Genomic DNA, 26,640 nt, shown 5'->3' with positions numbered 1-26,640 from the left:
ACGAGGTCCTCAAAGCACTCCAGGAACACCTCGTCCAACTGCTTAGCCGCTGCCCCTACTGCCAACACGCACCACCGACCTAACAAAGTACTACTAGCAAGTAGCCTATATAGAGCCGGTCCTTCGTCAAGACGGCTGACATCTTGTTGCCTAGTACAGGTATGGGCGGATTTCTTATGTCGCGTCCGTTGTGAGGCATGGCGTCCGAGCTATTGGGCAGATGGCTTATCGCCGTTCTTGCCCATGACTGCCTCCGGGGCCTTGGTCTTCCGCAACCTGATGAATCCCATCACCACAATCACCGTCATGACTACCGCACCGAAGGGAAGAAAAATCTGATCTCGGGGACCGTCCAGTCGCAGGAACCTTACTGCGTATCCCCGTGCTGTTCCCCGGCATCCACTTCAGTCCCCCGGAGCCACTGGGCATCAAGTCCTCACAGTACGCCCACAGCTTTGCCAGGTTTGAGTACACATCCTCACGGTGAAGCGGCCAGCTAAAGACCAGCACCGATCACCGCCGTGAGTATGATTGACATTCAGAATACATAGGAGGAGCCGATGAAGCCACGCGTCGCAACTGCGCCGCCGCTAGCCGAGCAGGTCTATGAGCTCATCATCGACGACATTTGCAGTGGCGTGATCGGTGGTGGTGAGCAACTGCGTCAGGAGGCCATCGCCGCACGGTACGGGGTTTCCCGCCAGCCCGTTCAGCATGCGTTTGTACTCCTGAAGCGGCATGGCTTGGTGCGGGAGGCCGGCAAGCGGGGGCTCGAGGTGGTCCCGATGGACGCCGCGTACGTGAACCACCTCTACGACATGCGGGAACTCCTCGACGTCCACGCAGTCCGGCTCTCGTCCACGAAGGCCAGCGCGCGCGATATGCGTGTGGAACTTGCTGACATCATGCAGCGTGGCAAGGCCGCCGCAACGACCCGGAACTTCGCTGATCTCGTGACAGCCGATGCCGACTTCCACACATATTTCTATGAGCTCACCGGCAACCCTTTCCTCATCGACACCGCCGTCTTGCTTAGCCAGAGCATCAGGCGGGTGATGACCGAGGTGCTCGCCCGTGGTGGCGTGCCGTCCTGGGTGTGGGAGGAACACGAGCAGATCGTCGGCGCCGTACTGTCCGGTGACGCTGAGGCGGCGGCGGAGCGCGCCCGCCACCATGTTGAGCATGGCCGCACGATGATGCTTGAGAACCTAGCGGCGGCGAAGTCCACTGCCTGATTCTTGACTCTGATCTCCGGATCGCTGAGAGCGCCCGGACTGAGGCTCGTAGATCCAGCGTTCTTGATCTGCAGGTCTCGAATGTCCTATGGCTCCGGAGCGGACTCTGCGCTGAGAGGTGTCAAGGGAAGGATCTATAGCGTCCCCGAGTCAGTATCCCAAGGAGATCCGCGACGTGGTTAACGGTGCCCCACAGCGAGCCGGGGAACGATAAAGCAGATCGCTGCCGACTTCGCATGGCTGAGTTCTGGCTTTGCAGCGGGATGTACCAAGCCGACGCCGAGTATGGGCTCAACCCAGGACAACCGCCGTCGAGAACACTGAGTTCTCTGAGGCGTGAAAAAGCTGACTCGAGCAGGAGAATGAGGTCCTGCGCCGCGCAACGGCCTATCTGTCGCAGGCGAACCTGCCGTGAAAAAAGACTCTCTACGGCTCCTGAAAGAGCTCGCAGCCGACAGCATCCGGTCTCACTGAGCGCCGCGGGCTCAAACCCTCCCGGCAGCCCCACTACTGCTGGCTCGCTGGCCCCATGGCCGACGCCAAAATCCAGCTCGCTTGTCTGACCAACAGCCCGGTCGACGTCCACCGCCATGATCCGATCCCGTAGTCAGGCTACCGCTACCGGGCGTATGAGACCCGCTAAACGGGGCAAACTGGCTGCCACGCCATCGGCGGATCGCTCAATAAGACTAAGCACGATAAAACCGGCAGGCCTCTTCACCCTCGAAAAGCTATTGAATTCTGTATTCAGAATGCTATCGTGTGACGACAACGTGACACACATCACCGAGGAGAACCATGAGCATTCCAGTCCCATTGTCACCTGCTTCAGTCGCCGCCCTGATTGCTGATTTCCTCGTTGCGAACGGCGTCCGCCGCGTCTTCGGCTTGCAGGGCGGTCATATCCAGCCCGTGTGGGACCAGCTGGCCCGTAGAGGAGTGCAAATTATTGACGTTCGCCACGAGGCGGCCGCGGTGCACATGGCTCAGGCACAGGCGGAGCTAACCGGCCGTCCCGGCATCGCCTTGGTAACCGCTGGCCCGGGAGTGACTAACACGGTTACCCCCATCGCGAACGCCTCGATCGCACGCGCCCCTGTTCTGGTCATCGGTGGCTGCGCCCCGGGTCCGCAGGCGAACATGGGCGCGCTGCAGGACATTGACCACGTGGGCATGTTGACCCCGCTCACCCGTCGTGCCCGCACCCTCCGCGAACCGGCGCAGGTGCTGCGCGAGTTCTCGGAGGCGTACTCCGTGGCGCTCGGCGACCTCGCTGGCCCAGGTCCGGTATACCTTGAGGTGCCTCCCGCGGTGTTGCGTGCCGAGGTGCCGGCCGGGGTGGTGCTGCCTGAACACGTAGCCAGGGTCGAGAAGAGCCGTACCCGTGCAGATCGGGAGACGCTGCAGGCCCTGGTCAGCGGACTCTCTGGGGCGAAACGGGTCGCGGTTATAACCGGCCGCGGCGCCCGCGAATCCCGGGAGATACTGCCCGGCTTCCTGGACGCCACCGGCGCCGCCTACCTGGACACACAGGAGAGCCGGGGCCTACTCAACACTGATCACCCGGCGTACGTCGGCTCAATGCGCTCACGCGTGATGAGCGAGGCTGACGTGGTGATCACCCTCGGACGTCAGCTTGATTACCAGCTCGGTTACGGCTCGCCGGCGGTCTTCCCGCAGGCTCGGTTCATCCGAATCGCCGATACCAGCGTCGAGCTCAGCGACAACCGACGCGGTCAGGTCGAGGTGCTCGCCGATGTCGCCAGGACACTCCAGGAACTCACAGAGTTGCTCGTTGAGACCGGTCACCGGCCCAACCCAGCCTGGCGGGACGAACTGCGCCGCGGGCACGAGGAGCGGTCTGCCCGCTACCGTGAGTCCCTGGCTACTGCGGATGACGGCTCCGATAGCCGGATGCACCCCAACCGAATCTTCGACGCCCTCCATCAGCTCGAGCTGGAGGACCCGGTACTGGTCGCCGATGGGGGAGATCTGCTCAGCTTCGCTCGGCTCGGGCTGCAGCCCAGCACCTACCTCGACCCCGGTTCCCTGGGGTGCCTGGGGGTGGGGGTGCCGTACGCAGTCGCTGCAGCGCTGGAGTTCCCCGATCGGCCGGTGGTGTCGGTCAACGGCGACGGCGCCTACGGACTCAACGCGATGGAGGTGAACACCGCCGTCCGCCACGGTGCCAAGGCGGTCTTCGTGGTCGCCGACAACCAGGCCTGGAATATCGAGCGCTACGACCAGCAGGAGAACTACGGTTTGGTTGCAGGCACCGAGCTCGGCGCCGCCGACTACGCGAAGATGGCCGAGGGGCTTGGCGCCTTTGGCATCCGTGTCCAGGACCCCGAGGACCTCGTGCCCGCCCTGCGCAAGGCGCTGGAGAACGCGCCCGCCGTGGTGCACGTCGACGTCACCCGCGAGGCGGTCTCCCCAGACGGCGGCAAGGGCCTCGGGTTCGTCCCCGAGTATCAAGCCCTCACTCCGTGGGACGACCGCGAGATCGCCCGGCGCACCGAGACCAAGACCCAGATGCCTAGCCCGTCTCAAAGCTGACCAACCGCATCAACCCGAGAGGACAACGATGACCAGCCAGATCCTGACCTGCATAGACCAGCCGATGGAGCAGTGGGGCTTCCCCCCGAGGTACGACGAAACATACTTCCCTGACGCCTCCTCACCGTACTGGTTCCGCAACCGCGAGACCATGGACCCCGAGCAGCGTAACGAGATGATCCTGATCCGCCTGCGCGAGGTGATGGAGTACGCATGGGCCACCTCGCCGCTCTACCGGCGCAAGTGGGGCGAGGCCGGCCTCGAGCCCGGCGACATCACTTCCTTTGAGACCTTCGAGCAGGTGCCCGTGATCACCAAGCAGGACCTGCGCGAGTCACAGGCCGAGCACCCACCCTACGGCGACTACCTCTCGGTGCCCACGTCGCAAATCCACCACATCCACGGCACGTCTGGCACCACCGGGACCCCGACGACGTTCGCTATCGGCCGCGATGACTGGTCGGTGATCGCCAACAACCACGCGCGGGTTATGTGGGGCATGGGCATCCGCCCAGGGGACACCGTCTTCGTAGCCGCGGTGTTTAGCCTATATCTCGGCTCATGGGGCGCGCTTGCCGGAGCGGAGCGGCTGCACTGCAGGGTCTTCCCGTTCGGTGCCGGCGCCCCGGGCATGACCGCTCGCGCAGTCCGCTGGCTGGCCACGTCGAAGCCGGCAGCGTTCTACGCTACCCCCTCCTACGCGCTGCGCCTTGCCGAGGTTGCCCACAATGAAGGCATCGACCCACGGGAGTTCGGCATCAAGGTGATGTTCTTCTCCGGCGAGCCGGGAGCCTCAGTTCCGTCGGTGCGTAAGGCGATCGCGGACTCCTTCGGTGCCACTGTGATCGACTGCGGAACGATGGCGGAGATGACGCCCTTCATGAGCGCATCGGCCACAGCCGGCACACCCGAGGGCATGCTGCTCTGGCAGGACATCGTCTACCACGAGGTGTGCGACCCGCAGACTTATCGGACCGTCCCTTTCGGTGGCGAGGGCACGCCGGTCTATACCCACCTGGAGCGCACCTCGCAGCCGATGATCCGGCTCGCCTCCGGTGACTTGGCGAGCTGGGAACTCACCGACAACCCCTGCGGTCGCACTTACCCGCGGTTCCCACGCGGCATCTACGGTCGGATCGACGACATGTTGCACATCCGCGGCGAGAACGTGTACCCGACCGAGATCGACAACACTCTGCGTCAGATCGAGCACTACGGCGGGGAGCACCGCATCATCGTCACTCGCACCGGCTCCATGGACGAAATGCTCGTCCGAGCCGAGCACCACACCCCTGAAGTGACCGGCGAGGTCGCCGACGCCTTCCGCGAACGGGTCGCCAGGGAGCTGCACGCAATGGTCGGCCTCAGGGTCGGCGTCGAGGTCGTGCCCATGGGCACTTTCGAACGAACCGACCACAAGGCCCGGCGCGTTGATGACCGCCGTAACTTCGGCTGAGGAGCATGAGCTATGTCTACAACAACCGCGTCGCCCCGTGAAGTCGACCGCATCTATCGACGCGTGACCCGGCGCCTCATCCCGTTCCTCTTCATCTGCTACGCCGCGGCGTACCTCGACCGGGTGAACGTCGGCTTCGCCAAACTGCAGATGGAGTCCGATCTCGGGTTCAGCGACACCGTCTACGGCCTCGGCGCCGGTCTGTTCTTCGTCGGCTACATCATTTTCGAGGTGCCGAGCAACATGATGCTGCACCGGATCGGAGCCAAGGTCTGGATCGCCCGGATCATGGTCACTTGGGCGCTGATCTCCGGAGCGATGGCACTGGTGGACAGCCCAGCTATCTTCTATGCGCTGAGGTTCCTGCTCGGTGTTGCTGAGGCTGGGTTCATCCCGGGCATCCTTTACTACCTGACGCTGTGGTACCCCGCGGCGCGCCGTGGACGGGTCTTCGCCTACTTTCTGGCGGCCATTCCGATGGCGTCGGTCTTCGGTGGCCCGCTGTCCGGCTGGATACTCAGCGCCTTCAATGGGGTCGGCGGCTACGCCGGCTGGCGCTGGATGTTCGTCATCGAGGCGGTTCCGTCGCTGGTCCTCGGCCTTCTGGTGCTGGTCTACCTGGACAACGACGTCCGGTCGGCGAAATGGCTCTCGCCCAAAGAGCAGGATACCGTCCTAGCGGCCGTCGAAGCCGGCAACAGAACCACCCGCGTCCACCTGAAGTTCACCTCAATGCTCAAGGACCGCAAGGTGTGGCTCCTCAGCGGCATCTACTTCTGCGTCGCTCTCGGCATCTACATAGTCAGCTTCTGGCTACCTACGATCATCAAGGGCACCGGCGTAGAGAGCACCGTGCAAATCGGCCTGCTGACCGCCCTCCCGTATTCCGTGGCCGTGATCGCGATGATCCTCAACAACATTCACGGCGACCGCACCGGCGAGCGGCGCTTCCATACGGCGCTGCCGTGCTTCGTCACCGCCTGCGGCCTGCTGATTACCGCCGTCGGGATCGACAACACCTTTGTCGCACTATTCGGCCTCTGTCTGGCCGCCGCCGGTGCATCCACCACCCAGGCGGCCTTCTGGGTGCTGCCGTCGGCCTTCCTCGGCGGCGCCGCGGCCGCCGGCGGGATTGCGCTGATCAATTCGGTCGGCAACATTTCCGGCATGGTCAGCACCTCCTTGGTGGGCTGGCTGAGCGACCTCACCGGCTCCACGGTCTCGTCTCTCTACGGCGCCGCCGTACTGCTGGTTCTGGGTGCGGTGCTACTGGCCGCGCTGCCGGCTGACGTTGTGAACGATCCGTCCCGCACCCGTCGGGCTCCCGACACCGCTCCGGACGCTGGCCCGGATGAGTCCGTTTCGCAGCCTTCGATGGAGAATGGCGCGCTGTCCCGGGAATCGGGGGGAGATTGACCAATGGCCACAAGCCTGATCGCCCCGGTCACCCGGCCGCTTGCTGGCCTGGTCGCCACGACTCGTGAGTTCCTGGCGACCAGCGTCCCGACAAGGTCGTTGGTAGAGGCGTGGCGGGCATCTCCAAGAAGCGCTCCCTGATCGCCAGTACCGTCGGCAACATCCTCGAGTAGTACGAGTGGAGCGCCTACGCGGTCTTCGCGCCGTTCATCGCCGCCGCAATGTTCAACCCGGCAGACCCCGTCTCCGCGCTGCTGTCGACGCTGGCGGTGTTCGCCGTCGGATTCCTAGCCCTGGCCGCCCTCTACCTTCCTGCTAACAGTCCTCTCCCGTTCCTCTCGTTATCAATGCCTTTCCGGCCTTGTCGCTCCGGTACAGGCGATCCAGAAGATTCTCTGTGCAGTCAGCGAGACCGATTTTCATTTGTTCGGCTCATCACGCCGATGAGCCTACGCCCGCTGTAGAAAGGACAACCCTCATGAGTTCGTATCCCACCCCACCCAAGGAAGTTTCGACCTACATTGCAGAGTTCATGAAACGTAGGGGTGTACACACGATTTTCGGACTACAGGGAGGGCACATTCAGCCCATCTGGGATCAGGCCGCTCGACTAGGCATACGTATCGTCGATGTACGCGACGAACGGGCCGCCGTGCACATGGCCCAGGCGCATGCTGAGCTAACTGGTGAACTTGGGGTTGCCATGGTCACCGCTGGCCCTGGCGTAACTAATACCGTAACGGCCATCGCCAACGCTCACATCTCGGGCACCCCCCTCCTCTTGATAGGTGGCTGTCCGCCCCGGCCACAGATCAATATGGGACCGCTGCAGGATGTCGCTCACACTGAGATACTTCGTCCCATCACACGTCAATCACGAACGGCACGAGTGAGCGAGCAGGTGATAAGGGAACTAGACGAGGCTGTTGCACGCGCTTTCGGTGATGGGGGGGCTCCTGGCCCGGTTTATCTAGAAATACCGACAGACGTCCTACGCGAGACAGTGCCGGCTGCGCTGGTTTTGGACGAACATATGGCTTCCAAAGCTCGCCGCTCCTCGTTTGCCAATCCTGATGACCTCAACGCGGCAGCAAACCTGATAGCCGAGGCCAAGAGACTTGTTGTCGTCACTGGCCGCGGAGCACGGCGAAGCGCCAACGCTCTAGAAGCTTTCTTGAAGAGTACCGACTGCGTCTATCTTGATACACAGGAGACGAAAGGCCTCCTACCAGAAAACAATGCAGCCCATGTAGGCGCTGTCCGAGGTCGAGCCATGGCCGATGCCGACCTGGTCTTGGTGGTAGGACGCAAACTCGACTATCAGCTCGGATATGGTTCTCCGGCAGCCTGGCCGAATGCCCGTTTCATTCGTATCGCCGATACGGCTAGTGAACTCATAGACAACCGGCGGGGAGAAGTCGAAATCTTAGCCGACGTGAGCGTTGCGCTGGACGGGCTCACCGCGATCGTCGGTTCTTTGCAGCGGGATTCCGATGAAGTTTGGGCAACCGAGATGCGTGCCGAGCATGCCCGGCGTGTTCAAAGTTCGCGGGCAGGTCTGAGTGACAGCCCCGCTGGATCAGATGGGTTGATGCATCCAAATCGAATTTTCGATGCATTGCATGAATTGGGCCTACAGAACCCCATCCTGATTGCAGACGGCGGCGATTTGCTGAGCTTCGCGCGGATTGGCCTGCCTTCCGGTAAGTATCTAGACTCTGGCGCCTTCGGTTGCCTCGGCGTGGGAGTTCCATACGCCATCGCTGCATCGCTCGAGTTCGAAGACACGCCAGTGGTGTGCGTCAGCGGTGATGGTGCTTTTGGATTCAATGCGATTGAACTTGACACCGCCGTCCGGCACGGAGCCAAGGCCGTTTTCATTGTTGCCAACAACTCAGCCTGGAACATTGAGCGCTATGACCAAGAAACCAACTATGGCCTTGTCGTAGGAACTGAACTCGGGGCGACCGACTACGCAGCCCTGGCACGAGCAGCAGGTGCATACGGAGAACGGGTTGAAGACCCCAATGATCTATTACCTGCTCTGCGTCGCGCTATGGAAGCCGCGCCAGCAGTACTGGATGTCGTCGTCACCCGGGACGCGGTTTCCTCAGATGCAACGAAAGGCCTGGGCTTCGTACCGGACTATCAAGCCCTCATGCCTTGGAACGACGCGGAGATCCGACGTCGTTCCGCCGATGAACCCGCCTCCGGGCTTTGCACTTAAGAATCGATGCTGTTGAACTGCAGTTAGCGGCTGAGTCCGCTTTTCGCGCGCTCTGCGGCTACACCCGCCCCGTCATGGGTCTTTCGCTGCCCTCGACAAGACCGGAAAATACGGCAGAATAACCAAGGCCATCGTGGCTCACTTTTCAACCGGCAAAGCGGCTCACACTTCGACCGTCACTGACAACGCGTACAGTTCAGGTCTCCGCCGACAGGCGCGGGGACACCGATGATTCAGCCCTATGCAAAGGAGTCGAGCAGATGTCGACAGAAAATACGGCTTCGGGATTCGTCCAGGCGCAATTGAGCGATGGAATCGGGCAAATTGTTCTGGACCGTCCGAAGGCACTGAACGCGTTGAACACGGAAATGATCAATGCGATCCATGGTGCCTTGGACAGCTGGGAGGCAGCGCCCGTTGACGCTGTCGTTATCCGGTCCGCGCATCCGAAAGCCTTCTGCTCCGGAGGGGACATCAAGACGGTTCGCCATGATGTGCTCGCTGCAGATTACGAGGCGGTCGAGAACTTTTTCTCGACGGAATACCGGATGAACTTCCGTCTGGCCAGCTATCCGCGGCCGGTGATCTCACTGATCGACGGGATCTGCATGGGAGGAGGAATCGGACTGTCCATCCACGGGCGCTTCCGGGTCGTGACGGAGAACGCGGTGCTGGCGATGCCCGAGACGGCAATTGGCTTCGTTCCCGACGTCGGGGCCAGTTACTTCCTGCCGAGACTGCCCGGTTCCATCGGCATGTTTTTGGGCCTGACGGGGCATCGGATGGATTACCGGGACGCGCTGTACTGCGGTGCGGCCACGCACTTTGTGCCCGCCGCATCCATCGATATGCTGCCGCAGCTGCTGGGCCAGGGTCAGGGGCAGCCGGTCGCTCAGGTCCTTGCCCGTGCCGGCCGGCAGAAGCCCGAGAGCGGGGGATACCTTGCAGAACACCGGAGCGAAATCGACTGGTGCTTCGGTGCCGCGTCACTCGGCTGTATCCGGGACCGGCTCCTGGCCGTGGACAGCACCTGGTCCAGGGCCGTGCAAAGGACAATGGACGACTGCTCGCCCCAGAGCATGGAAACCACCTTCGGAATGATCCAGTGGGGCAGTCAGCGGACCCTGGATGAGTGTCTCCAAATGGAGTTGCAGATGACCAGGATCATCACCCGTTCGGAGGATTTCGCGGAAGGGATCCGTGCCGTCCTGATCGACAAGGACCGGACACCGATCTGGAGGGCGGAACCGACACCGATCCTGGATCAGCTAATGCACTCGATGATGAGCACCCCTCGAGTCTGATCAGCTGCAGATAAACGCCATGCCGTGCTCGTATCGCCAACGTGATGATGTCCACGGGACCTAACTGTATGCAGGGGAACCAGCTTCCCTGTCAGTAAGGGGCCGCACCCGGAGACGACGCAGCTTCATCTCGCAGCCTTGAATACCGACGCGGTCGGGCGTCAGGTTGGAGTACACCCCAAACTGACGTCAGGCAGGTACCTGAAAATCCATCAGAATAGGGTGCAAAATCCTGTGGACTTCAACGCTTGGTGGCGGCATTCTGTGATCGCTCGGTGTCGCAATCCCGGGCTTTGAGCCGTCTTGCATGGCATTCAATGCAGGACCCCGGCAAGACACAGCTGATTCCCTTCCCGTGCAAGGAACGGACCATCTTGCCACCATGTCTTGCAAGTAACTCCCGGTTGGCTGTTCTCAACTGCTGTTCCGAGACGCATTTATAGGGATAAGCGCCCGTGCGAGATGCCTAGTTGGAGTACACCCCCAACCTGACGCCCCGGCTAAGCACCCTGACAGCCTTCCCCGTCAGTCGGCCTCCAGGCTGAGATACCGGTAGACGGTGGCGCGGCTGGCGCCGATGATCCTGCCGATGTCGGCAGCCTTAAGCCCCTGGGCTTTCAGTTCCTGGGCGCGTTGGACGTTCCGGTCCCCTGCGCTGATTTCGCGCCGTCCGGCCCGCCGCCCGTTGGCGGCGGCTGCAGCCATGCCCGCCCTGGTCCGCTCAGCCAGCTGGTCACGTTCCAGCTGGGCGAACGCGGACATCACCGTGAACATGGCCCTGCCCATGGGGCCCGTGGTGATGATGCCCTCGGTCAGTGACCGGAAGTGCACGCCCCGCCCCTCCAGCTCATCGATCAACGCCAGCAGATTCCGGGTGCTGCGGCCCAGCCGGTCCAGCTTCCAGACCACCACCTCATCCCCCTCCCGCAGGTGCTCGAGCATCCGGTCCAGTTCGGGCCGGCTGGCCCGCGTGCCGCTCATGCCATGGTCGGTGAAGATCCGTTTGCAGCCGGCGGCCTTCAGCGCCGCGTGCTGCAGGTCCGCGTTCTGGTCCAGAGTGCTGACCCTGGCGTATCCGATGCTTGCCATGCCGCTCCCCGCAGTCCCATCAAAGGCCATAATTCCGATTCCTGAGAACATCAGACGTGAGACATATTGATGAGACGATGCCGGCCCCGGGAATCCGGGGCTCGGGCCGGGGGGCGGTGGCCCATACCGCCGGTCTTAGTAAACGATCCTTTGGTGAGACGCCCTCGGATCGGGTTCCTATGAGGGCCAGGTACCGGACGGGGTTGGTGACAGACGATGCCTCCGCCGGGACACGGCCCGGCCCAGCTGGCCGAGCTCCTGCGCTTCGCCCCCGAGAGAGTGCGGGTGGAGTTCGTCAAGGAAAGCCTGGTCTTCACCGACGCGGACTCCCCGATTGCCCGCCTCATGTTCTCAGTTATAGGCGCCTTCGCCGAGTTCGAACGCTCCTTTTATTAAGGAACGTCAACGCGAAGGCATCACTCTGGGCCAACAACGCGGCGCCTACCGCGGATGGAAAAAGACCCTCACCCCGGAACAGGCAACTCAGTTGCGGCAACGAGCTGCCACCGGCGAACAAAAGACAGGCCTGCCCGGGGATTCGACAGCAGCCGCGAAACGCTGTACCAGTAACTACGCCAAGCCAGTAACTACGCCAAGCCGTCGGAACTCCCCCCGGTGACGACAACGATGGCAGCTGCAGTACGCATTATCTTGAAGTCAGAGGAGGGTGCGATTGTGGCCTCACTCGGACAGGCGAAATCGGTTCTCTCCCTCTGTCTTGCTCTAATGTAAGTTGCAACAAGATGGGGGATATTTGATGGAGAGTACTTTCGGTCGGGCCGACAATGGTCGCTGACGTACAGTTCCTACTTCCTGGCCGTTATCGCTGGACACTAGACGAGGTCGCAGCTAAGTACGTACCAGAAACTGAGTTCGGCCAAAGTCGCCGGCAACAGATCTGGCAACACTTCCAGCTCGCGACGGAAACGCTCCGCCAAACCGTTCCCGTGGCTGCGGTTTGGATCGGTGGCTCGTTTCTTTCCAGCAAGGCGGAGCCCTCAGACATCGACGCCATCTATATCGTCCTAGGCAATGCTTACGATGGTCTTCCTACCGAAGAAGCCAAACAAGTAGTCGCTTTATTCAATGGCGGAGGACAACTTAAATCCAAAGGGATCCTGGTCGATTCATATGTCATCCATTGGACGCCTCGCGCTGCGAATGGACCCGAAAGTCAGAGAGATCATCACGAACTCCTAGCACGAGGTTACTGGGATGACTGGCTTCAACGTCACAAATTGGACCGAACGGCTCCAGCCACCGATGAGGATGCAATTCCAGTGAGAGGATACGTGGAGGTGATTTTGGATGGCTTCGCGACCTAATTCTCCCCAGGAGTTCTTAGCTCTCTTCGCGGCAGAAATTGCCGCACAACCAGTCCTATCATCCGCGGACTTAAGCCGAGTAAGTATGGAACGCCATCGTGGGGAAACTGTACTGACCCGAGAGGCTCCATCCGTCGGTTCCCTTCGGCTCTCTGGTCAAGGCGTTCATGGACATGAGGCTCCGTTAGAAGCCGTCACTTCGTTGGGCCTTGCTTTCCAACGTCTCGTTACTTCCATTGGAGCCTCGCTTGGCGGATTTCAAAGCATACGTGGCCGAGTTCCTCAAGAGTTTTCAGCGAAGACTGTTTTGGGCCTCCGCGCAGCCCCTCGGCCTGGATCCATAATTCTCGATTTGACGCCTCAACTGGCTCCAGTCCAAGAGCTGCGGCATAGGGGTGAACTTTTTAACGACTCGGATACCCAGCTCATAGACGCTGTCATGTCAGAACTAGTCGTTCTGTTTCATTCTGCCGGCGAGCATCAACCCGGCGATCCTGCTTCCGCCTTCACCACAGCGGTACGGGAGCTGGGACCACGTGTCGCTAGTGCTTTGAAGAGCTTCGCGGAAACTTCATCCGGAAACGGGTTCGACCTGAATATGCGATGGACCCAGCCCCTGCACCCCGTTTCTGAATTCAACCTCACGGCACGCGACGCCGTATTCATTGCGCAGGTGATCTCCGGACGCAAGCTGGATACAGAACAAGTCACCATTCATGGAACCCTAAGAACCGTCAGCCACGGCAAGAAATGGGAGCTCCTCGCCTCCGAGTTTGGCAACGTAAGGATTGATGTATCGGAGCTAGAGGGACGTCCTTGGGCTACTTGGAATCCAGACGACCTTGTCGAGGTTGAGGCAGAAATGACTGTCACCAACGCCCCTGGACGGTCAATGACGCGATCCTTGAAAGCTCGAAGAATCACTAAATGGGATGGGTCCATGGATGAAATAGAGAGCAATTTGGAAATGGATTCTGAAACATAGCTCTCAGTAGACGTAGCAGCGAGAACACCGACGCTTTTCGTCTGGCATTTATACGACCGATTTACGTGACAACCCGGATCAGGTGCTCCATTGGCGTACTCGGCGTCACATAACCCGTCATGTTTTCTAGGTACCGCAAAGGGTATTCCAGCCCCGGATCTGAGAGCTACTCGTCCGATTCGCTTCTCGGATCTGGGCACGCTTTGCTTCCTGCGATACGGTGGCCGGAGTCAATCAATTCGAGGGGGAAGTGATGGATTTTGCGGAACGACTGACGGCGCTGGCAGCGAAGGTCCGCCAGCAGCGGGCCTCCATTGAGACCGAAGAGGCGACCAAGAACGCGTTCGTGATGCCGTTCATCTCGACCATCCTCGGCTACGACGTATTCAACCCGCTGGAGGTCGTCCCGGAGTTCACCGCCGACGTGGGCGTGAAAAAGGGCGAAAAGATCGACTACGCCATCATGCACGACGGCGAGGTCCAGATCCTCATCGAGTGCAAGAAATCCAAAGAACCGGTCCGGATCGAACACGCCTCCCAGCTCTACCGCTACTTCGCCGTCACCAACGCCCGCATCGCCATCCTGACCAACGGCGAGACCTACCAGTTCTTCACCGACCTGGACGCCCCCAACAAGATGGACCCCAAGCCGTTCCTGGTGCTCGACCTCAACGACATCGACGAGACGCTGATCCCGGAACTGCAGAAGCTGTCCAAGGACGTCTTCGACCTGGACTCGATCATTAACGCGGCCGGCGAGCTGAAGTACATCGGCCAGATCAAGAGAATCCTCGCCTCCCAGTTCAAGGAACCCGAGGACGAGTGGGTCAAATTCTTCACGACCCGCGTCTACGAGGGCGCCTACACCCAAAAGGTCCGTCAGCAGTTCACCGGGCTGGTGGCCAAGGCAACCAAACAGTTCCTCAACGACCAGGTCAACGAACGCCTCAAGACCGCTCTAGGCGCACCGAACTACCCACACAGCGACGATGCGGCCATTGCCGCAACCGTCACCAGTGAACCCGCAGTGGAAAGCGACCTGACCCAGGCCGACAGCGTTGAGACAACACTGGAAGAACTTGAGGGCTACCAGATCGTCAGAGCCATCGTCTGCAGCGAGGTCAAACCAACCCGGGTCACCCAGCGGGACGCGAAGTCCTACTTCGCCGTCCTGCTCGATGACAACAACCGCAAACCGATCGCCCGGCTGCACTTCAACAGGAGCCAGAAGTACATCGGCCTGTTCGATGGCGACAAAGCCGAAACACGGGTTCCCATCGGCTCCCTGGAAGAGATCTACGAACATACCGAAGCCCTGCGAACAACGGTCAAAGGCTATCTCTCACCGAGTTAGTACGCGGCGGGATTCGAGAATCCGCTCCTGGGTCCATTTCTCGCCATAGAGTGAGGCTGTGGCCGGGAGCGGCCACAATCGGGATGATTCAGGGGGAACACATCATGGCAACTATCTCCAGGACTGCAGGCTGGACGCTTCTCGCCGGCATAGATGAGGCACTTGCACGGGTGCAGCAAGCCGTCGGTCAAACAGACTTCCAGATGGCTCATGCTGACCGCCGGAGCATTGATATCGAGGTTCCGCGGGCGATCATGAAGAACCGCTGGGCAGCCAGAATCCACGGGGACATCACAGAATCGCCGACCGGGACCGACATTGATTGGACTGTTGAGGGGCTCGGTGACAAGCACTTTGAGCATCTGGCCACCATTGCCGAACACCTGCCGGAAGGATTGCTGTACGACCACGGCATCCCGGCCGCCGCTGCGAAGCTTTCCAACAGGATCTTCGGCCGCAAGGAGATCAATCACTTGGCCAACATCCTTGATCGGGGCGAACTGGTCCACGCCCTGGGCGTGGGCCAATACGCCAACAAGACAGGGATCGTCGCCCTCACCGACAAGCGTCTGCTGTTCTTTGAAAAGAGCATGCTCGGCTCAGAGGCTATGACAGACTTCTCGCTCAGCTCCATCGGCGCCATCTCCCTTGGCAAGAAAATGACCGGCGAGACCCTGACAGTCACCCACTCGGGCACGTCTGCTGTTATCAGCGCACTCGGTCACGGCCAGGGCGATGCCATCGCCCGCACATTCCGCCAATTGAAGGAACAGCCGGCTCCTGCCACACCCTCCGCTGCCGCCGCAGACCCCATCGCTCAAATTGAGCGGCTGGCCGAACTGCACGCCAAAGGCATCCTGACCGATGAAGAGTTCCAGGCCCAAAAGGCCCAGATCCTGAGCCGCATCTGAAACCGGCCTCGACAGACCCACCCCGCCGTGATCAGGACGGGGCGGGCTGACCATCCGATGTTAGAGTCGGGCCATGGACCGCCGCAGAGCCCGCGGCAGTACGAGACATCCGGGGGAGATCGTCATGGGGTTGGGCAGTTGGGTCAAGCGCGCTTTCAGCAGCACCGATAGCAGGACCAACAAACCTGGCGGGGAGTTTGTTCTCCGAATGCGCATGGACATCAACAGGTGCGTCGAGCTGGCCGGTACCACGACATTCGCCAAGGACGCGGTCGTCTCGCTGGCCGACCGCAAGGGCTTGGGCGTACGCGGGATCCACGAGTGCCAGGGACAGCTCCAACGGGAGCCCGATAATCCGGTGGATCCCGACGCTGTTGCGGTTCTCATCGAGGGTGAAAAGGTCGGCAACCTGCCTGCCGGTGTCGCGAAGATGCTGCCGCTGCGCCCCGGGACCAGCGTTCCGGTCCCCTATCAGCTTCATGTGCTGCGCGAGGGCGGCTTCCGCGCCAAGGCCTACGTGTGGCTCGATGCAGGGACGCCCCGGTGGCGCCACACCGCGGGCAATCCTCCCCCGCTTACGGCGAGGGAGCGGACCGTGGCCGCGGCCAAAGAAAACTCGCAGATGGTGCAGGAGGCCTTGGCCGGAGGCGGGGACCGGGCCGAGCAGTTCAAGGCCGGGATGGTGGACGGTATCCACTACCTTGAGCTGGTCGAACCCATCAAGCAGCTCAAGCGCGAAGGCCGGCTGCAGGAGGCCCTAAAGCTGTGTTACCAGGCCATTGAAGGCGCTGAGCAAGACAGCAAAGGCGGCATGCCCGCACCGGCCTACACCGAACAGACGGCGATCATCCACCGAAAACTCGGCGAGAAGGACGAGGAGATCGCCGTCCTGAAACGCTGGCTGAACCGCATCCCGGAGAACCAGCGGACCGGGACCAAGATCGCCGAACGACTCGCCAAACTGGAAGCCAAGTAGGTTGCAGCCGCCGGCGTCCTGCCGCTGCCTTGGAAAACAATCCCGGACGCGTAGCATCCGGTAGACAAGAGCCGATAACAGTGCATATGTCTCCTTCAGCCGGGCCCCCGGGCTCGGCCCCTGAACCGGTCAGTTGAACCGGCCAGGTGCTGGCTGCATGGGGATCGGCGCGGATTGGCTCTCCGTGCCGCCCTCACAGGGCTGTCCTGGGCCGGACCGAGGCTTTTGCGTCGCATCCGTTATAAGAATGCGGTGGTGCCGGATGCACGGGGGCCAGATAATCGGCATCAGCACTGCCCAACACAAACGGGGAGAACCAAGTGATCCATGATGCCACCGATTACGAAGAGATCGAGTACGGGGACGAGTACGCAGAGGTCATCGGCGGTGACCCGCAGAGCCTGACCTGCGTCTGCGGCAACACTGCCCATGACAAGGGCCTGATCGACACCAATGACAAGGGCGTCCCGGTTCACTCCGAGTTCACCACCGTTCCCGACGGCCTGGCGGAACGGCCTAAGGATGAGGACGACCTCTACACGCTCTGCCCAGTGTGCGGCCGCGTCTACAGCAATGAAGTGATCAGGAAAACCAACACTGCCCCGGTGGCCTTTTACCTGGACCTCAGGCCTACTCCCACCGTCGCAGCGGGCCGAAAGACGGGGCCGCCGGATCGGTAGCATAAGTGGGCGTTATCGGAGGCAAGCCGCCTTGCGGTCCCGCCTGTTGCCGGGGAACGCGGAATACAGCACAGCCGCGAGGCGCCGATAACAGCGCATATGACATGGTCACTGCCCACAGGATTACGTGCTGGGTGCCGGTCGGAAAGAATGGCCCGACGCCAAGTTCAGAGACGGCCCCGTCCTGCCGGTTCTATGCACGCCATGTGCGCGGTCCGCGTTCAGCACCGCAAACAAGCCGTTGGGCAATGCAGCTCCCGGCTCCGTATTCGTGGGACTGGACCAGGGGCGCGCCGAGGCCTAGGATAAAACGAAAGAAACGAAAGCGATCCAGTCCATGGATCGAGTTAGAGGTAAGAGCGACCATGGGTACAAGCACTGCGATGAAGGAAACCTTTTTCGCGCCTGAGACACCCGACGCCGGCGAAATTTACGACTTCATCGAGGCCCACACCGCCAGAAAAGGGACACCGCCGCGGCCGCAGTTCTTCCTGTCCGGCTCCGAACCCGGCGACCAGGTGGAAATCCCCCACGAGATCTACCAGGTACTCGTCAAGGCTGTGGAAGCGATGCGCAAAGGCCTGGCCGTGACGATCACTCCCAGTTCCATGACAATGACGACCCAGCAGGCCGCGGAGCTTCTGGGGGTCACCCGCCCTACCGTCGTACGTCTCCTCGACACGGGCAAGATCCCGTTTGAAAAGCCGGGCACCCATCGGCGTGTAAAACTCGCGGACGTACTCGCATACAAAGAAGCGCAAAAGGCCGAACGGTATGACGCTCTGGCGTCCATGGGCGATATTGACGACGAAGCCACGGAAGCCGCCACCGAGCGGATGAAGGAAGCCCGCAAGCTGGCCGGACGCCGCCGACGCGGGCAGATGACAGCATAGGGGCATGTTCACCGCGCTCCTGGACAGCTGCGTACTCTGGCCGAGCACGCAGCGGGATTTCCTCCTCTCCCTCGCGTTCGAAGGTGCCTACCGCTTCATCTTCAGCGAAGCCATCCTCGGAGAAGTCGAAGCCAACGAAGAGCTTAAGAAAATCGACCGCGGGATGGATCCGGACGAGGCCCGGGAGAAGGCGCGGCATCTGGCAGAGCAGATGCGGTCAAGTTTCAGCGATTCCATCGTCACCGGCTGGGAGGGCCTGGACGGCACATACGGTCTGCCCGACCCTGATGATGAACACGTGCTGGCGGCCGCCGTTGTGGGTGGTGCCGGAAGTATCGTCACTGACAATTCCCGGGACTTTCCCACTGCCAAGATCCCAGACGGCATCACCGTCATCAATCCGCAGGACTTCGCCTACGAAACCGTCTCCATGCGCCCCGATCTCGGTCTCGCAGCCGTACTGGCCATGTCCCGGCGATCCGGCCAGCAGTACGAGCCCCATTCCCCGGACTACATTCTGGATTCACTGAACAAGCTCTATGGAATGGATGCTGCGACAGGGCTGATCCGCGACATTCTCTAGACAGCGACGGTCCGGCATCCCTTCGAGCACCAACTCCACTGGCAGCTCACGGCCGGCCCCAGACGCCGATAACAGCGCATATGTCGTTGCGCTCCGGACACCGTCAGCTGAAACAGACGCAGTCAGAACCCGCCCGCACCCGCCACGCACACCACGGGCTGAGCCGTCTGCAATGGCTGTGCGCCTGTGTCCGTGGCCGGGCTATGAGGAAGGGTCAACGGGGACCTTGAGCAGGAAAGAGCGCAGGGTTCCTATATACATCAGCTATACATCAGCACGGATCCGGCAGCCGTAACCAGTGTCAGCTCCGAGGCTACGGCCAGGATGAGCAGGACCAGTCCCAGTCCCGCGGTCAAAAGCGCGCCCAGGCCCCGGGCTGCCCGGGGAGAAGCGGAGGAGAGTTTATGGCGCAGGCGGCGTCCCACCCGCGGTAGGGGTCCGCCGGATGGCTGGCAGAAACACTCACGGGCTGGTGACACCCCTTTCCTGAAGCGCGAGCCGCAGGGCCCGCAATCCGTAGTGCAGTCTTGATTTGACGGTGCCGGCAGGCAGCTGAAGCTGGGCAGCCATGTCCGCGATGGACTTTCCGCCGTAATAGGCCAGGACGATCACCGTGCGGTGGTCCTCCGTCAGCTCACTCAATGCCTCCCTGACCAGCCAGGAGTCCAGCACCGCGTCGGTCCGGTCGCCGTCGTCTCCGCCGGCGGCGCCATCGGGAATCTCATCCGTCCGGTACTCGCGGCGCCAGCGCGAACTCCGGCGGTCGTCAATGACAAGGTTCCGTGCCACCGTGTACAGCCAGGCACGGGAATCGCTCGCCGACTGGTCCAGCACCTCCGGCCGTTTCCAGGCCCGCAGCAGCGTTTCCTGGACAACATCCTGGGCAAATTGTTCATCTCCGGTCAGACCGACCACGTACCGCCAGAGCGCCGCCGCATGCTCATCATGCAGGGCTTTGAGCAGGTCCGCCTGACGGTCCGCCATGGTCCATCCTTCCTGAACTGAAAACACAGCCCGTACGCGAAGAATTCCCTGGTGACCGGTGCCATGGACCCCGGCTACCGGAGGCAGCCTGGGAAAAGCATGGCTGGCCTTTGGACAGCTTGTGCCGCCTCCATTACCGCCCGGGAAAGTCGGGCTTCTCCTTCGCGAGGAAGGCGCGGGTGCCCTCACGCATATCCTCCGTGGTGAAGGCCCGGCGGAAGGCGGCCTTCTCGGGTTCCGGTCCCGCCGCCGCCGGCAGCCCGCCGGCGGCATTGACGGCCTCCCTGGCAAGCCCGACAGCGACCGCAGACGCATCCTGAGGTTATGCAGTGCCAATTAGCTTTCCCGCCGATAGCAGCGCATATGACCGGGGCCTCAGCTGCGGCTTCCCAAAGGAGGCAGCGCCCCGGGCCGCCGCACCTGCCCTGCCGTCTCTTCACGGACGCATCCGCGGTAGTGCACGGGCTGGCTGCCGGACTGGGGGGTGCCATCGTCGGGTGTGCCGGGAGGATACAGGTGATGCCTCATCCACGGTTGGCCGCAGCTTTTCCTTGTCCCGGGCTGGCCCAGGGTCTGGCCAGGCAAGGGTGCCGCGCTTACCGTTTCTCTATGGACGAATCTGTGACTGTTTACCGGTACTACGGCGGCCCCAAAGACGGGGACACCGTGCAGTTGCGGGCGCAGGATCTGCCCGAAGTACACGAAGAGGGCAGCTACGAGCCGGCCCCCGGCCAGACCCGCCTGATCTGGCATGCGAGGAGCTGGTAGACCTCGCCGTCAGGCGAAGACCCCGGCACAGCAGTGGGTGACCGCCCGGGACCTCTGTCTCCCCCTAACCTGGCGTCACATTTTTCGCGTATGCCCGGCGACTGTATGGTCGTGATCGTCCTCCCGGGGCGTGTCACGGGTTCAGGATGCAGCCTGTGACCGACAGCGGCGAGGAACCGGTGACAGCAGCCGGTGGGCGGCACATACCGCCGTGGGGGTTGGTACGTGCCGCCCTCACCGTTGCCCTGCAGCCTGTCCCCTGTCACGGTGAGGCCCCTGGCTCTCGCACCAGAAGCTAAAGCCGCAGAACCTGCCCTGAAATACCGCGCCGATAACAGCGCCTATGACACCTGCGGTTTGGGGTGGAGCCGCGGATCTGTTGATGCGGTACGCGCCTGTGGGCGGCCCCGGCGTCTCAGGCCGTGCCGGGCCGGGTCTGGGTTCTCTTGGGTCGCGCCGGCCCGCGGGCCCTGGGCCGGAGGGCTATGCGCGGGCTGCTGCCGGCGTCCAGTACCTGCAGGCCGATGTAGATCAGGGCAACGGCCTGGATGGTGGCCGCAAGGGGTGGGAAGACAACGCTGTAGGGCAGGAAGATCGGTATTCCCAGTCCGGTGAACATCGCCACCGCCGGCCACCAGGGCAGCACACCGCTGCGCCACAGTGCCAGCAGCAGCAGCGGCCATGCGACGAGCGTGACGAACACGGCCGGACGGTCAATGGCGGCATACGCCAGCCCGCTCGGATAGTCGGCGGCGATGGCGGCAAGCTGTGCGGCGGGGACCTCCGCGGCATCGGCGGAGCGCAGGAACCAGTAGATCTGTGCTGAGGGAAGGAAACTGACCACTCCGGCAAAGGCCAGTACTCCGGCGATCTGCCCCCAGGCCGCCGGGCCGGGACGCAGCATTTCCAGCAGCCCCAGTATGCCGGCCGCCAGCGCCACGAACCCGTAATGCAGCAGCAGGGGCCCGAGTTCACCGGCCGAGGAGCTGCCCGTGACGGCGTGGACGAAGGCCTCCGTGGTGTCGTCCCGTCCCCAGGGCCAGACGGCGAACGCGAGGGTGTTGCAGATGCCGGCGACAAAGAGGGCGGCTGCGGTGGTGTACCGGCGAAGCCGGACAGGGTCGGTGGACATGGAAGGCATCCTTGGGTCCCGGACGGCCCCCGACTGCAGCAGGACCGTCTCCTGACACCACCATCGTTTCACCCCAGCCCCGCGGGCGGAATCCTCAAACTTAAGGGAGCCGTTTACCCAGTCAAACGCCGATAACAGCGCATCTGTCGTGTCGCTGATTCCTCCCGAATTATTGTTCTCCCCTGCTGGCTAGTCATCTGCTTCGCCGCTGTCGCCGTCCTGCTGATTGACTCCGCCTTCGTTATCGTCGTCGTTCTCTTGGTTATCTCCGGTGTTCTCGTTCTGTTCCTGCTGAACATCCTCGTTCGGTGTTTCATCCTGGTTTGGGTCGTCGCAGCCGGTAATGAGCAATGCGCACAATGCGAGGAGGGTGGCGAAGCTCTTGGAAATCTTCGTCGCCATGACCGTGCCTTTCGATAGTCCCTTGAGGTGTGGTTACTCCTTCACAGTAAGGGAGAAGGACTGAGTGGGATATGAGACGTTCTGCACCGCCGGCACGCCGCCGTCATGAAGTTAGTGGCTTCCCGAAGCACCGAGCGATTGAAGGGTTTGGCGGCGGCTGGTCGGCAATAGCGATTCAGGCCCGCTTAGGGCTCTGGGATCAGGTTCCGGGAACATGCCCAGTTGTCCCAAGAAATCCATCCGGAAGCTGGGGCCGGCCTTGTCGCTCGGTTTACTCAGACGCAAGGACTAAGGCGCCAAGGGCGATATCTCGCAGTTGCAGGCCCTCACGACAGCGCTGGCCGCAACGGTCGGCACCGGCAACATCGTCGGCGTGGCGACCGCGATCGGTATCGGCGAGCCGCGGTGTCCTTACTACCAGATCCTCAACGCCCTGATCGATACGGAGGCCGTGCTGGCCCACGACCCGATGCTCCTCAAGCGGCTGCGGCGGATGCGCGCCACCCGGCAGCGGGCCCGCACCGAATGCCGCCTGGGACGTGACTTCGCCTAGAACAGGGCCGGTGCCTGAACTGCGGCACTCAGGGGCCAACCGCCGGTTCCGCGGCCGGCCCCATCTGCTCGGCCCCATAATGTGGCCGGCCGGTTCTCTTGCTTCGAGCTATTCCCTGGCGCTGAGCGGTTCGGCAAAGCTGTTGCACTCCTGACCGGAAAGCCTGTGCTCTCGCACCGTAAACGCCGATGGCAGCGTCTGCGTTGATCCAACAGTTTCCGCAGAGACGTAGCACGGGATGGCCGTGTGGTCGAAACGTTAGCAGGACACGTACCCGGCACCCGGGCTACGGGCGCGGTACTGTGCAGACTGGTAGGCGTGGGCCGGTTCCATCCGGCACCCAAGCCAGGCTTTGCTTCATGAGGGGGAATGATGCCAGGTATCAAACGCACGACGGCCATCGCCGCCGTCGGTCTTATTGCTGCCGGGGCCACGGCCGGAGGCGTGTACATCGCCGGCCAGGCGGTCGCCGACCAGAGCACCATCCGCTGCTTTCCCGCTCCGGAGCTTGAGGCCGATGACGCCCTCAGCCTGGCGCACCCGCGCAACAGGCCGCCGGCCGAAGCGATCGGGCACTGCGCGGACCAGTGGCGGAACGGCACACTGACACGGCACGGTATCAATCCGGAGGCCCTGGATCCGGACAGCGGTTTCGACCCGGAGGATATGACCATCACGTTCACCGTGCCGGAACTGAGCGCCTGCCTCTACGAGGACGAGGTCGGGGTCTTCCCCGGCAGCTCCCAAGTCTGCCAGCGGCTGGGCCTGAAGCTCCTGGAGGGGTAGTCCCTGCCGGAGGATTACCGCCGGAGGATTACCGCCGGAGGATTACCGCAGGCCCGCCTCCGCGTGCCGCTTGAGCCTGCGCAGATGCCCGGCCCAACCGGCAACGTGTTCGGCGGCCAGCGGCCCGCCGTCGGACAGCGCGGCAAAACCCGACGGCCGTGCCGGGCCGGGAGGTTCCAGTGCCGTTCGGTGCGGTGCTGTTCTTCGGGGAGGGTGCGCCGGCCGGTGCGCAGGGCTCCAGCGGGAGGTAACAACGCCCTGGTCTGCGCTCCCCCGCTCTGACCGGAGCCCGGGTCCGGCCACAGCGCAGGCAGCCGGCGGGAGGGTCTTTCCTGGGTGCGGATCCGGTGCCAGAATCGACAGTGTCGTCCGCCCCGGTGGGATGTCCTCGAACCATGATCCTGCCGGCACGGACGACAGGGCCGGTACCCATGAGCCGGCCGACGGGCGGGCGGAAACCCCGAGCAGTGTTTCCGCCCGTTCCATCTGCTGCACGGGGTTAAGGAGGCGGAAATGGAGCACAGCACCAGGGAGGAGGTCATCAACCGCATCCGGGTGGCCGCCGCGGACAAAGAATCGCTGCAGTTCGACCTGGACCGCGCCGATGCCCTTCTGCAGGACGCGGTCCGGGCAGGGCTGGCCGCCGGTGTCCCGGCACCGGATCTGGCCGCCGCCTCCGGCCTGCCGCTGGATGAGGTCGAGGACATGGGACGGACCGGGGCCTGAGACCTGCTACAGGTCCGCCGGCGCCGGGCTTTACCGCACGGTGGGCAGGAATACGGCCGGAGCCCCTATCGCTGCCTGCTTAAGCTGCCTGCCGGGCCGGTGCCACCTCCCTGCGACCGGCTGGAGTCCGGGACATCCTTGGCCGATAAACCCCGCAGAACCTGCCCCCAGGAACAGGCCGCAGCAGCCTGACCCACTGAAACGTCAGCCCCGACCCCCGCAAGGGACCGGGGCTGAAGCCCTTTAAACCGGTCCCGGCACCCCTAAGCCACCGATAACAGTGCTCTGACGCGGCGATGTGCTCAGGGAAAGCGGCGGCCGGGGAAGCGCAGGCTGGGGTACAGGTACGCGCCGGTGCACATCAGCATGAACCCGGCAACCCCGACCGCGGTGAGCTTGGTGGCGATACCGGTGACCAGCAGCACCACCCCCGCCGCCGCGGCCAGAACAGCGAGCAGAACCCGGGATTTCGGGTCGAGAGACAGCCTGTGGGCCAGGTCCGGGTCTTGGGCGGCCAACGCACGCTCCAGCTCCTCCAGTCGCCTGCGCTCTTCATCCGACAACACTGCCGGAACCTCCCGCCCGCCGCCGCTGCGGCACCTGCAATAGGCCCGTCTCCGGCCTGATTCCTTGAGGCCTCCCGTACGCCTTAAGTATCCGCCCGGGCCGGAGGATCCGGGCACCGGAACCTGCTGCCGTAACCGCATCGTGCCCCTAAGGTCTCTGGCTCGGTCCGGCCTCCTGCGGCAGGCCGGCCTGCACGGGATTGACCCCTGTGCTGCAGAAAAAGCCCCGGCCGGCTCCAAAGCCGCACCGGCGGCGGGCCGGCTGAACAACGGAAAAACGGTCACTGGTGACAATGAATCCGCGCGTGCTGCTCGACAGGATCAGCCGCATCAGGAACTGAAACCGGAATCCGACGCCCTGTCCGTCGGCCGGCTTGCCGACCGGCTTGGCCAGCGCCTCGGCGGCACGGCCGGGTTCAGCCGCAGCGAACTGCCGGCGATGGCCCGGGACCTCAAATATTCCCCAGCGGCAGCAGATGATGAACCCTAAACGGGTACCCGGCCCGGAAGAACCACCGCAACGCCGTGCCCGGGTACGCCGCCGTTTTGGATGCGTTCGGATCTTCGCTTCGCCCGGCCCCGGGCCGGTGGGACCATGAGGGTATGCGCAATGAAGCATCCGAGGCCGCCCATACCGGCCCGGCCCGCCTGCCGGACACCGCCAAGGCCGGATCCGGCTCCAACAAGGATCTGCGGGCCCTGTGGCGCCGCCGCGAGGAGGCCGAGGACAAACTCCGCCAGCGCGTGGAAGCCGCCAAACGAAAAACCGGCCGGTAAGGCACAGACGCCAGCCATTCCGGTCACTGGTCCTCCTGCTCAGGGAGGTGGGCCGTCCGCTGCCGACCTTCGGTGGAACCACCCCAAACAGCACGGGCAGGCCGGACAGCGAAGACCTGCCCTCACGGAACGCAGGTATCTCTCTCAGTCTTCGCAGTCGCGGCAGTAGGCGACGCCGTTCTTCTCGCGCGCTTTCTGGGACCGGTGGTGGACCAGGAAGCAGGAGCCGCAGGTGAACTCGTCGGCCTGGACGGGGATCACCCGCACATTCAGCTCCTCACCGGACAGATCGGCGCCGGGAAGGTCGATGCCTTCGGCGGTATCGTCCTCATCCACGTCAATGACCGCCGGCTGGGGTGTGCCGCGCCGGGCGCGTAGTTCCTCAAGCGAGTCCGTCGCCTCGTCCTCGCTGGTGATCCGGGGTGCGTCGTAATCGGTAGCCATGTTCGGCCGGTCATCTCCTCTGCAAAGTGTCGGGCAAGCATTAGACAGCACACCGCATGGATCGCGCAACAGCACGCGGGAAGACCTGAAGTCCGGCCCCAGCAACGTGCCGGCCAAACCGGGCCCGCGCACCGGGAGCAGATCCGTGGTACGGGCCTCGGGACGGCCCCGCGGGCCGGAAAGGGCCCTAAGCGGGCGTGCCTGGGCTCGGAGGGCTGACAGTATCCGGGCCTGCCGGTAGTCTGCGGGGAACGGGCGATACCAAGGGAGGTTCTGCCATGGCCGGAGGATTCGAAGTATTCACCGATGCTGACGGGCTGTTCAGATTCCGGCTGAGAAGCGGTGACGGGTCGGTTATGGCGGTCTCGGACGGCTTCGCAGACAAAACCGCCGCCGTGCGGGCCATTGAGGCAGCGCGCGAGCATGCCGCCGGTGCGCTGATCACCGACCTGACCACCCGGGCGTGACAACGGCGGGCGGCCTGACCACCGGCGGAGCAAAGACTGCGCCCT

Annotated in this window: 27 protein-coding genes; 21 read left to right on the top strand and 6 right to left on the bottom strand. The window is 62.9% G+C overall.

Going from position 1 to position 26,640, the window contains the following annotated elements; genetic code table 11:
• The first annotated feature begins 560 nt into the window (after positions 1 to 560).
• From AC5RWU_RS19350 to AC5RWU_RS19325, 6 genes are all read left to right on the top strand, one after another.
• Complete coding sequence (locus tag AC5RWU_RS19350; RefSeq protein ID WP_494002548.1) at positions 561 to 1,235, top strand: GntR family transcriptional regulator; 675 nt, start codon at positions 561 to 563, stop codon at positions 1,233 to 1,235.
• Positions 1,236 to 2,033: 798 nt separating this feature from the next.
• Complete coding sequence (locus AC5RWU_RS19345; protein ID WP_494032741.1) at positions 2,034 to 3,791, top strand: 2-hydroxyacyl-CoA lyase; 1,758 nt, start codon at positions 2,034 to 2,036, stop codon at positions 3,789 to 3,791.
• 28 nt (positions 3,792 to 3,819) lie between these two features.
• Positions 3,820 to 5,247 carry a phenylacetate--CoA ligase family protein gene (locus AC5RWU_RS19340; protein ID WP_494032740.1) on the top strand — a complete coding sequence of 476 codons (1,428 nt, stop codon included), beginning with the start codon at positions 3,820 to 3,822 and terminating at the stop codon, positions 5,245 to 5,247.
• Positions 5,248 to 5,259: 12 nt separating this feature from the next.
• A complete protein-coding gene (locus tag AC5RWU_RS19335) occupies positions 5,260 to 6,663 on the top strand; it encodes an MFS transporter (protein ID WP_494032739.1) in 1,404 nt (467 codons plus the stop codon).
• A gap of 478 nt (positions 6,664 to 7,141) precedes the next feature.
• On the top strand, positions 7,142 to 8,890 hold the full coding sequence (locus AC5RWU_RS19330; RefSeq protein WP_494032738.1) for a 2-hydroxyacyl-CoA lyase: 1,749 nt from the start codon (positions 7,142 to 7,144) through the stop codon (positions 8,888 to 8,890).
• A 260-nt stretch (positions 8,891 to 9,150) separates the two neighbouring features.
• Positions 9,151 to 10,194: an enoyl-CoA hydratase/isomerase family protein gene (locus AC5RWU_RS19325; protein ID WP_494032737.1), complete on the top strand. Its 1,044-nt coding sequence runs from the start codon at positions 9,151 to 9,153 to the stop codon at positions 10,192 to 10,194.
• A gap of 525 nt (positions 10,195 to 10,719) precedes the next feature.
• On the opposite strand, the gene AC5RWU_RS19320 is transcribed toward AC5RWU_RS19325, so the two are convergent.
• The gene (locus tag AC5RWU_RS19320) at positions 10,720 to 11,283 is read right to left on the bottom strand and encodes a recombinase family protein (protein WP_494032736.1); all 564 of its coding nucleotides are present in this window, start codon (positions 11,281 to 11,283) and stop codon (positions 10,720 to 10,722) included.
• A gap of 216 nt (positions 11,284 to 11,499) precedes the next feature.
• Between AC5RWU_RS19320 and AC5RWU_RS19315 the strand changes: the two genes are divergently transcribed.
• The 9 genes from AC5RWU_RS19315 to AC5RWU_RS19275 all read left to right on the top strand — a co-directional run bounded on the left by AC5RWU_RS19315 (position 11,500) and on the right by AC5RWU_RS19275 (position 18,990).
• Positions 11,500 to 11,679, top strand: a complete 180-nt coding sequence (locus AC5RWU_RS19315; protein WP_494032735.1) for a hypothetical protein — start codon at positions 11,500 to 11,502, stop codon at positions 11,677 to 11,679.
• A 389-nt stretch (positions 11,680 to 12,068) separates the two neighbouring features.
• Positions 12,069 to 12,608, top strand: a complete 540-nt coding sequence (locus AC5RWU_RS19310) for a DUF6932 family protein (RefSeq protein ID WP_494032734.1) — start codon at positions 12,069 to 12,071, stop codon at positions 12,606 to 12,608.
• 439 nt (positions 12,609 to 13,047) lie between these two features.
• The gene (locus AC5RWU_RS19305; protein WP_494032733.1) at positions 13,048 to 13,593 is read left to right on the top strand and encodes a hypothetical protein; all 546 of its coding nucleotides are present in this window, start codon (positions 13,048 to 13,050) and stop codon (positions 13,591 to 13,593) included.
• 253 nt (positions 13,594 to 13,846) lie between these two features.
• Positions 13,847 to 14,947, top strand: coding sequence for a type I restriction endonuclease (locus AC5RWU_RS19300; protein ID WP_494032732.1), 1,101 nt, complete (start codon positions 13,847 to 13,849; stop codon positions 14,945 to 14,947).
• 104 nt (positions 14,948 to 15,051) lie between these two features.
• Entirely contained in the window at positions 15,052 to 15,858 is an 807-nt protein-coding gene (locus tag AC5RWU_RS19295) for a PH domain-containing protein (protein WP_494032731.1), read from the top strand.
• 214 nt (positions 15,859 to 16,072) lie between these two features.
• Positions 16,073 to 16,834, top strand: a complete 762-nt coding sequence (locus tag AC5RWU_RS19290) for a hypothetical protein (protein WP_494037152.1) — start codon at positions 16,073 to 16,075, stop codon at positions 16,832 to 16,834.
• 320 nt (positions 16,835 to 17,154) lie between these two features.
• Positions 17,155 to 17,514: a hypothetical protein gene (locus AC5RWU_RS19285; protein WP_494032729.1), complete on the top strand. Its 360-nt coding sequence runs from the start codon at positions 17,155 to 17,157 to the stop codon at positions 17,512 to 17,514.
• A gap of 365 nt (positions 17,515 to 17,879) precedes the next feature.
• Entirely contained in the window at positions 17,880 to 18,407 is a 528-nt protein-coding gene (locus AC5RWU_RS19280) for a helix-turn-helix domain-containing protein (protein WP_494032728.1), read from the top strand.
• Positions 18,408 to 18,411: 4 nt separating this feature from the next.
• The gene (locus tag AC5RWU_RS19275; protein WP_494032727.1) at positions 18,412 to 18,990 is read left to right on the top strand and encodes a PIN domain-containing protein; all 579 of its coding nucleotides are present in this window, start codon (positions 18,412 to 18,414) and stop codon (positions 18,988 to 18,990) included.
• Between the two features lie 462 nt (positions 18,991 to 19,452).
• Here AC5RWU_RS19275 and AC5RWU_RS19270 read toward each other — a convergent pair whose 3' ends face one another.
• Entirely contained in the window at positions 19,453 to 19,974 is a 522-nt protein-coding gene (locus AC5RWU_RS19270; protein WP_494032726.1) for a sigma-70 family RNA polymerase sigma factor, read from the bottom strand.
• A gap of 621 nt (positions 19,975 to 20,595) precedes the next feature.
• Between AC5RWU_RS19270 and AC5RWU_RS19265 the strand changes: the two genes are divergently transcribed.
• Positions 20,596 to 20,742: a hypothetical protein gene (locus AC5RWU_RS19265; RefSeq protein WP_494037151.1), complete on the top strand. Its 147-nt coding sequence runs from the start codon at positions 20,596 to 20,598 to the stop codon at positions 20,740 to 20,742.
• A gap of 415 nt (positions 20,743 to 21,157) precedes the next feature.
• Here the strand turns inward: AC5RWU_RS19265 and AC5RWU_RS19260 are convergent, their stop codons facing one another.
• Both AC5RWU_RS19260 and AC5RWU_RS19255 read right to left on the bottom strand, forming a co-directional pair.
• Positions 21,158 to 21,874, bottom strand: a complete 717-nt coding sequence (locus tag AC5RWU_RS19260; protein WP_494037150.1) for a hypothetical protein — start codon at positions 21,872 to 21,874, stop codon at positions 21,158 to 21,160.
• Between the two features lie 189 nt (positions 21,875 to 22,063).
• Entirely contained in the window at positions 22,064 to 22,276 is a 213-nt protein-coding gene (locus tag AC5RWU_RS19255) for a hypothetical protein (protein WP_494037149.1), read from the bottom strand.
• A 307-nt stretch (positions 22,277 to 22,583) separates the two neighbouring features.
• On the opposite strand from AC5RWU_RS19255, the gene AC5RWU_RS19250 reads away from it, so the two are divergent.
• From AC5RWU_RS19250 to AC5RWU_RS19240, 3 genes are all read left to right on the top strand, one after another.
• The gene (locus tag AC5RWU_RS19250; protein ID WP_494037153.1) at positions 22,584 to 22,829 is read left to right on the top strand and encodes a DUF3263 domain-containing protein; all 246 of its coding nucleotides are present in this window, start codon (positions 22,584 to 22,586) and stop codon (positions 22,827 to 22,829) included.
• Positions 22,830 to 23,198: 369 nt separating this feature from the next.
• Complete coding sequence (locus AC5RWU_RS19245; RefSeq protein WP_494037148.1) at positions 23,199 to 23,615, top strand: hypothetical protein; 417 nt, start codon at positions 23,199 to 23,201, stop codon at positions 23,613 to 23,615.
• Positions 23,616 to 24,128: 513 nt separating this feature from the next.
• On the top strand, positions 24,129 to 24,341 hold the full coding sequence (locus AC5RWU_RS19240; RefSeq protein WP_494037147.1) for a hypothetical protein: 213 nt from the start codon (positions 24,129 to 24,131) through the stop codon (positions 24,339 to 24,341).
• 302 nt (positions 24,342 to 24,643) lie between these two features.
• On the opposite strand, the gene AC5RWU_RS19235 is transcribed toward AC5RWU_RS19240, so the two are convergent.
• A complete protein-coding gene (locus tag AC5RWU_RS19235) occupies positions 24,644 to 24,907 on the bottom strand; it encodes a DUF3040 domain-containing protein (RefSeq protein WP_494037146.1) in 264 nt (87 codons plus the stop codon).
• A gap of 603 nt (positions 24,908 to 25,510) precedes the next feature.
• Between AC5RWU_RS19235 and AC5RWU_RS19230 the strand changes: the two genes are divergently transcribed.
• Positions 25,511 to 25,684 (top strand): hypothetical protein, encoded by a 174-nt coding sequence (locus tag AC5RWU_RS19230; protein ID WP_494037145.1) that lies wholly within the window; start codon positions 25,511 to 25,513, stop codon positions 25,682 to 25,684.
• 144 nt (positions 25,685 to 25,828) lie between these two features.
• Here the strand turns inward: AC5RWU_RS19230 and AC5RWU_RS19225 are convergent, their stop codons facing one another.
• Complete coding sequence (locus AC5RWU_RS19225; protein WP_494037144.1) at positions 25,829 to 26,128, bottom strand: DUF4193 domain-containing protein; 300 nt, start codon at positions 26,126 to 26,128, stop codon at positions 25,829 to 25,831.
• Between the two features lie 278 nt (positions 26,129 to 26,406).
• Here AC5RWU_RS19225 and AC5RWU_RS19220 point away from each other — a divergent pair, with 278 nt between their 5' ends.
• Positions 26,407 to 26,595, top strand: coding sequence for a YegP family protein (locus AC5RWU_RS19220; RefSeq protein ID WP_494002584.1), 189 nt, complete (start codon positions 26,407 to 26,409; stop codon positions 26,593 to 26,595).
• Positions 26,596 to 26,640 lie beyond the last annotated feature (45 nt).

This window comes from Arthrobacter sp. B0427-1-12 (assembly GCF_059092905.1).
Note: the sequence above shows the minus strand (reverse complement) of the source record. Positions and strands in the feature narration are given on the sequence as shown.

Coding starts and splice junctions, on each gene's coding strand:
- AC5RWU_RS19330 (WP_494032738.1), top strand. CDS start 7,142: ATGAGTTCGTATCCCACCCCACCCAAGGAAGTTTCGACCTACATTGCA.
- AC5RWU_RS19230 (WP_494037145.1), top strand. CDS start 25,511: ATGCGCAATGAAGCATCCGAGGCCGCCCATACCGGCCCGGCCCGCCTG.
- AC5RWU_RS19325 (WP_494032737.1), top strand. CDS start 9,151: ATGTCGACAGAAAATACGGCTTCGGGATTCGTCCAGGCGCAATTGAGC.
- AC5RWU_RS19320 (WP_494032736.1), bottom strand. CDS start 11,283: ATGGCAAGCATCGGATACGCCAGGGTCAGCACTCTGGACCAGAACGCG.
- AC5RWU_RS19245 (WP_494037148.1), top strand. CDS start 23,199: ATGATGCCAGGTATCAAACGCACGACGGCCATCGCCGCCGTCGGTCTT.
- AC5RWU_RS19310 (WP_494032734.1), top strand. CDS start 12,069: ATGGTCGCTGACGTACAGTTCCTACTTCCTGGCCGTTATCGCTGGACA.
- AC5RWU_RS19345 (WP_494032741.1), top strand. CDS start 2,034: ATGAGCATTCCAGTCCCATTGTCACCTGCTTCAGTCGCCGCCCTGATT.
- AC5RWU_RS19255 (WP_494037149.1), bottom strand. CDS start 22,276: ATGGCGACGAAGATTTCCAAGAGCTTCGCCACCCTCCTCGCATTGTGC.
- AC5RWU_RS19295 (WP_494032731.1), top strand. CDS start 15,052: ATGGCAACTATCTCCAGGACTGCAGGCTGGACGCTTCTCGCCGGCATA.
- AC5RWU_RS19350 (WP_494002548.1), top strand. CDS start 561: ATGAAGCCACGCGTCGCAACTGCGCCGCCGCTAGCCGAGCAGGTCTAT.
- AC5RWU_RS19305 (WP_494032733.1), top strand. CDS start 13,048: ATGTCAGAACTAGTCGTTCTGTTTCATTCTGCCGGCGAGCATCAACCC.
- AC5RWU_RS19290 (WP_494037152.1), top strand. CDS start 16,073: ATGGACATCAACAGGTGCGTCGAGCTGGCCGGTACCACGACATTCGCC.
- AC5RWU_RS19340 (WP_494032740.1), top strand. CDS start 3,820: ATGACCAGCCAGATCCTGACCTGCATAGACCAGCCGATGGAGCAGTGG.
- AC5RWU_RS19220 (WP_494002584.1), top strand. CDS start 26,407: ATGGCCGGAGGATTCGAAGTATTCACCGATGCTGACGGGCTGTTCAGA.
- AC5RWU_RS19240 (WP_494037147.1), top strand. CDS start 24,129: ATGGAGCACAGCACCAGGGAGGAGGTCATCAACCGCATCCGGGTGGCC.
- AC5RWU_RS19260 (WP_494037150.1), bottom strand. CDS start 21,874: ATGTCCACCGACCCTGTCCGGCTTCGCCGGTACACCACCGCAGCCGCC.
- AC5RWU_RS19300 (WP_494032732.1), top strand. CDS start 13,847: ATGGATTTTGCGGAACGACTGACGGCGCTGGCAGCGAAGGTCCGCCAG.
- AC5RWU_RS19270 (WP_494032726.1), bottom strand. CDS start 19,974: ATGGCGGACCGTCAGGCGGACCTGCTCAAAGCCCTGCATGATGAGCAT.
- AC5RWU_RS19335 (WP_494032739.1), top strand. CDS start 5,260: ATGTCTACAACAACCGCGTCGCCCCGTGAAGTCGACCGCATCTATCGA.
- AC5RWU_RS19225 (WP_494037144.1), bottom strand. CDS start 26,128: ATGGCTACCGATTACGACGCACCCCGGATCACCAGCGAGGACGAGGCG.
- AC5RWU_RS19280 (WP_494032728.1), top strand. CDS start 17,880: ATGGGTACAAGCACTGCGATGAAGGAAACCTTTTTCGCGCCTGAGACA.
- AC5RWU_RS19315 (WP_494032735.1), top strand. CDS start 11,500: ATGCCTCCGCCGGGACACGGCCCGGCCCAGCTGGCCGAGCTCCTGCGC.
- AC5RWU_RS19275 (WP_494032727.1), top strand. CDS start 18,412: ATGTTCACCGCGCTCCTGGACAGCTGCGTACTCTGGCCGAGCACGCAG.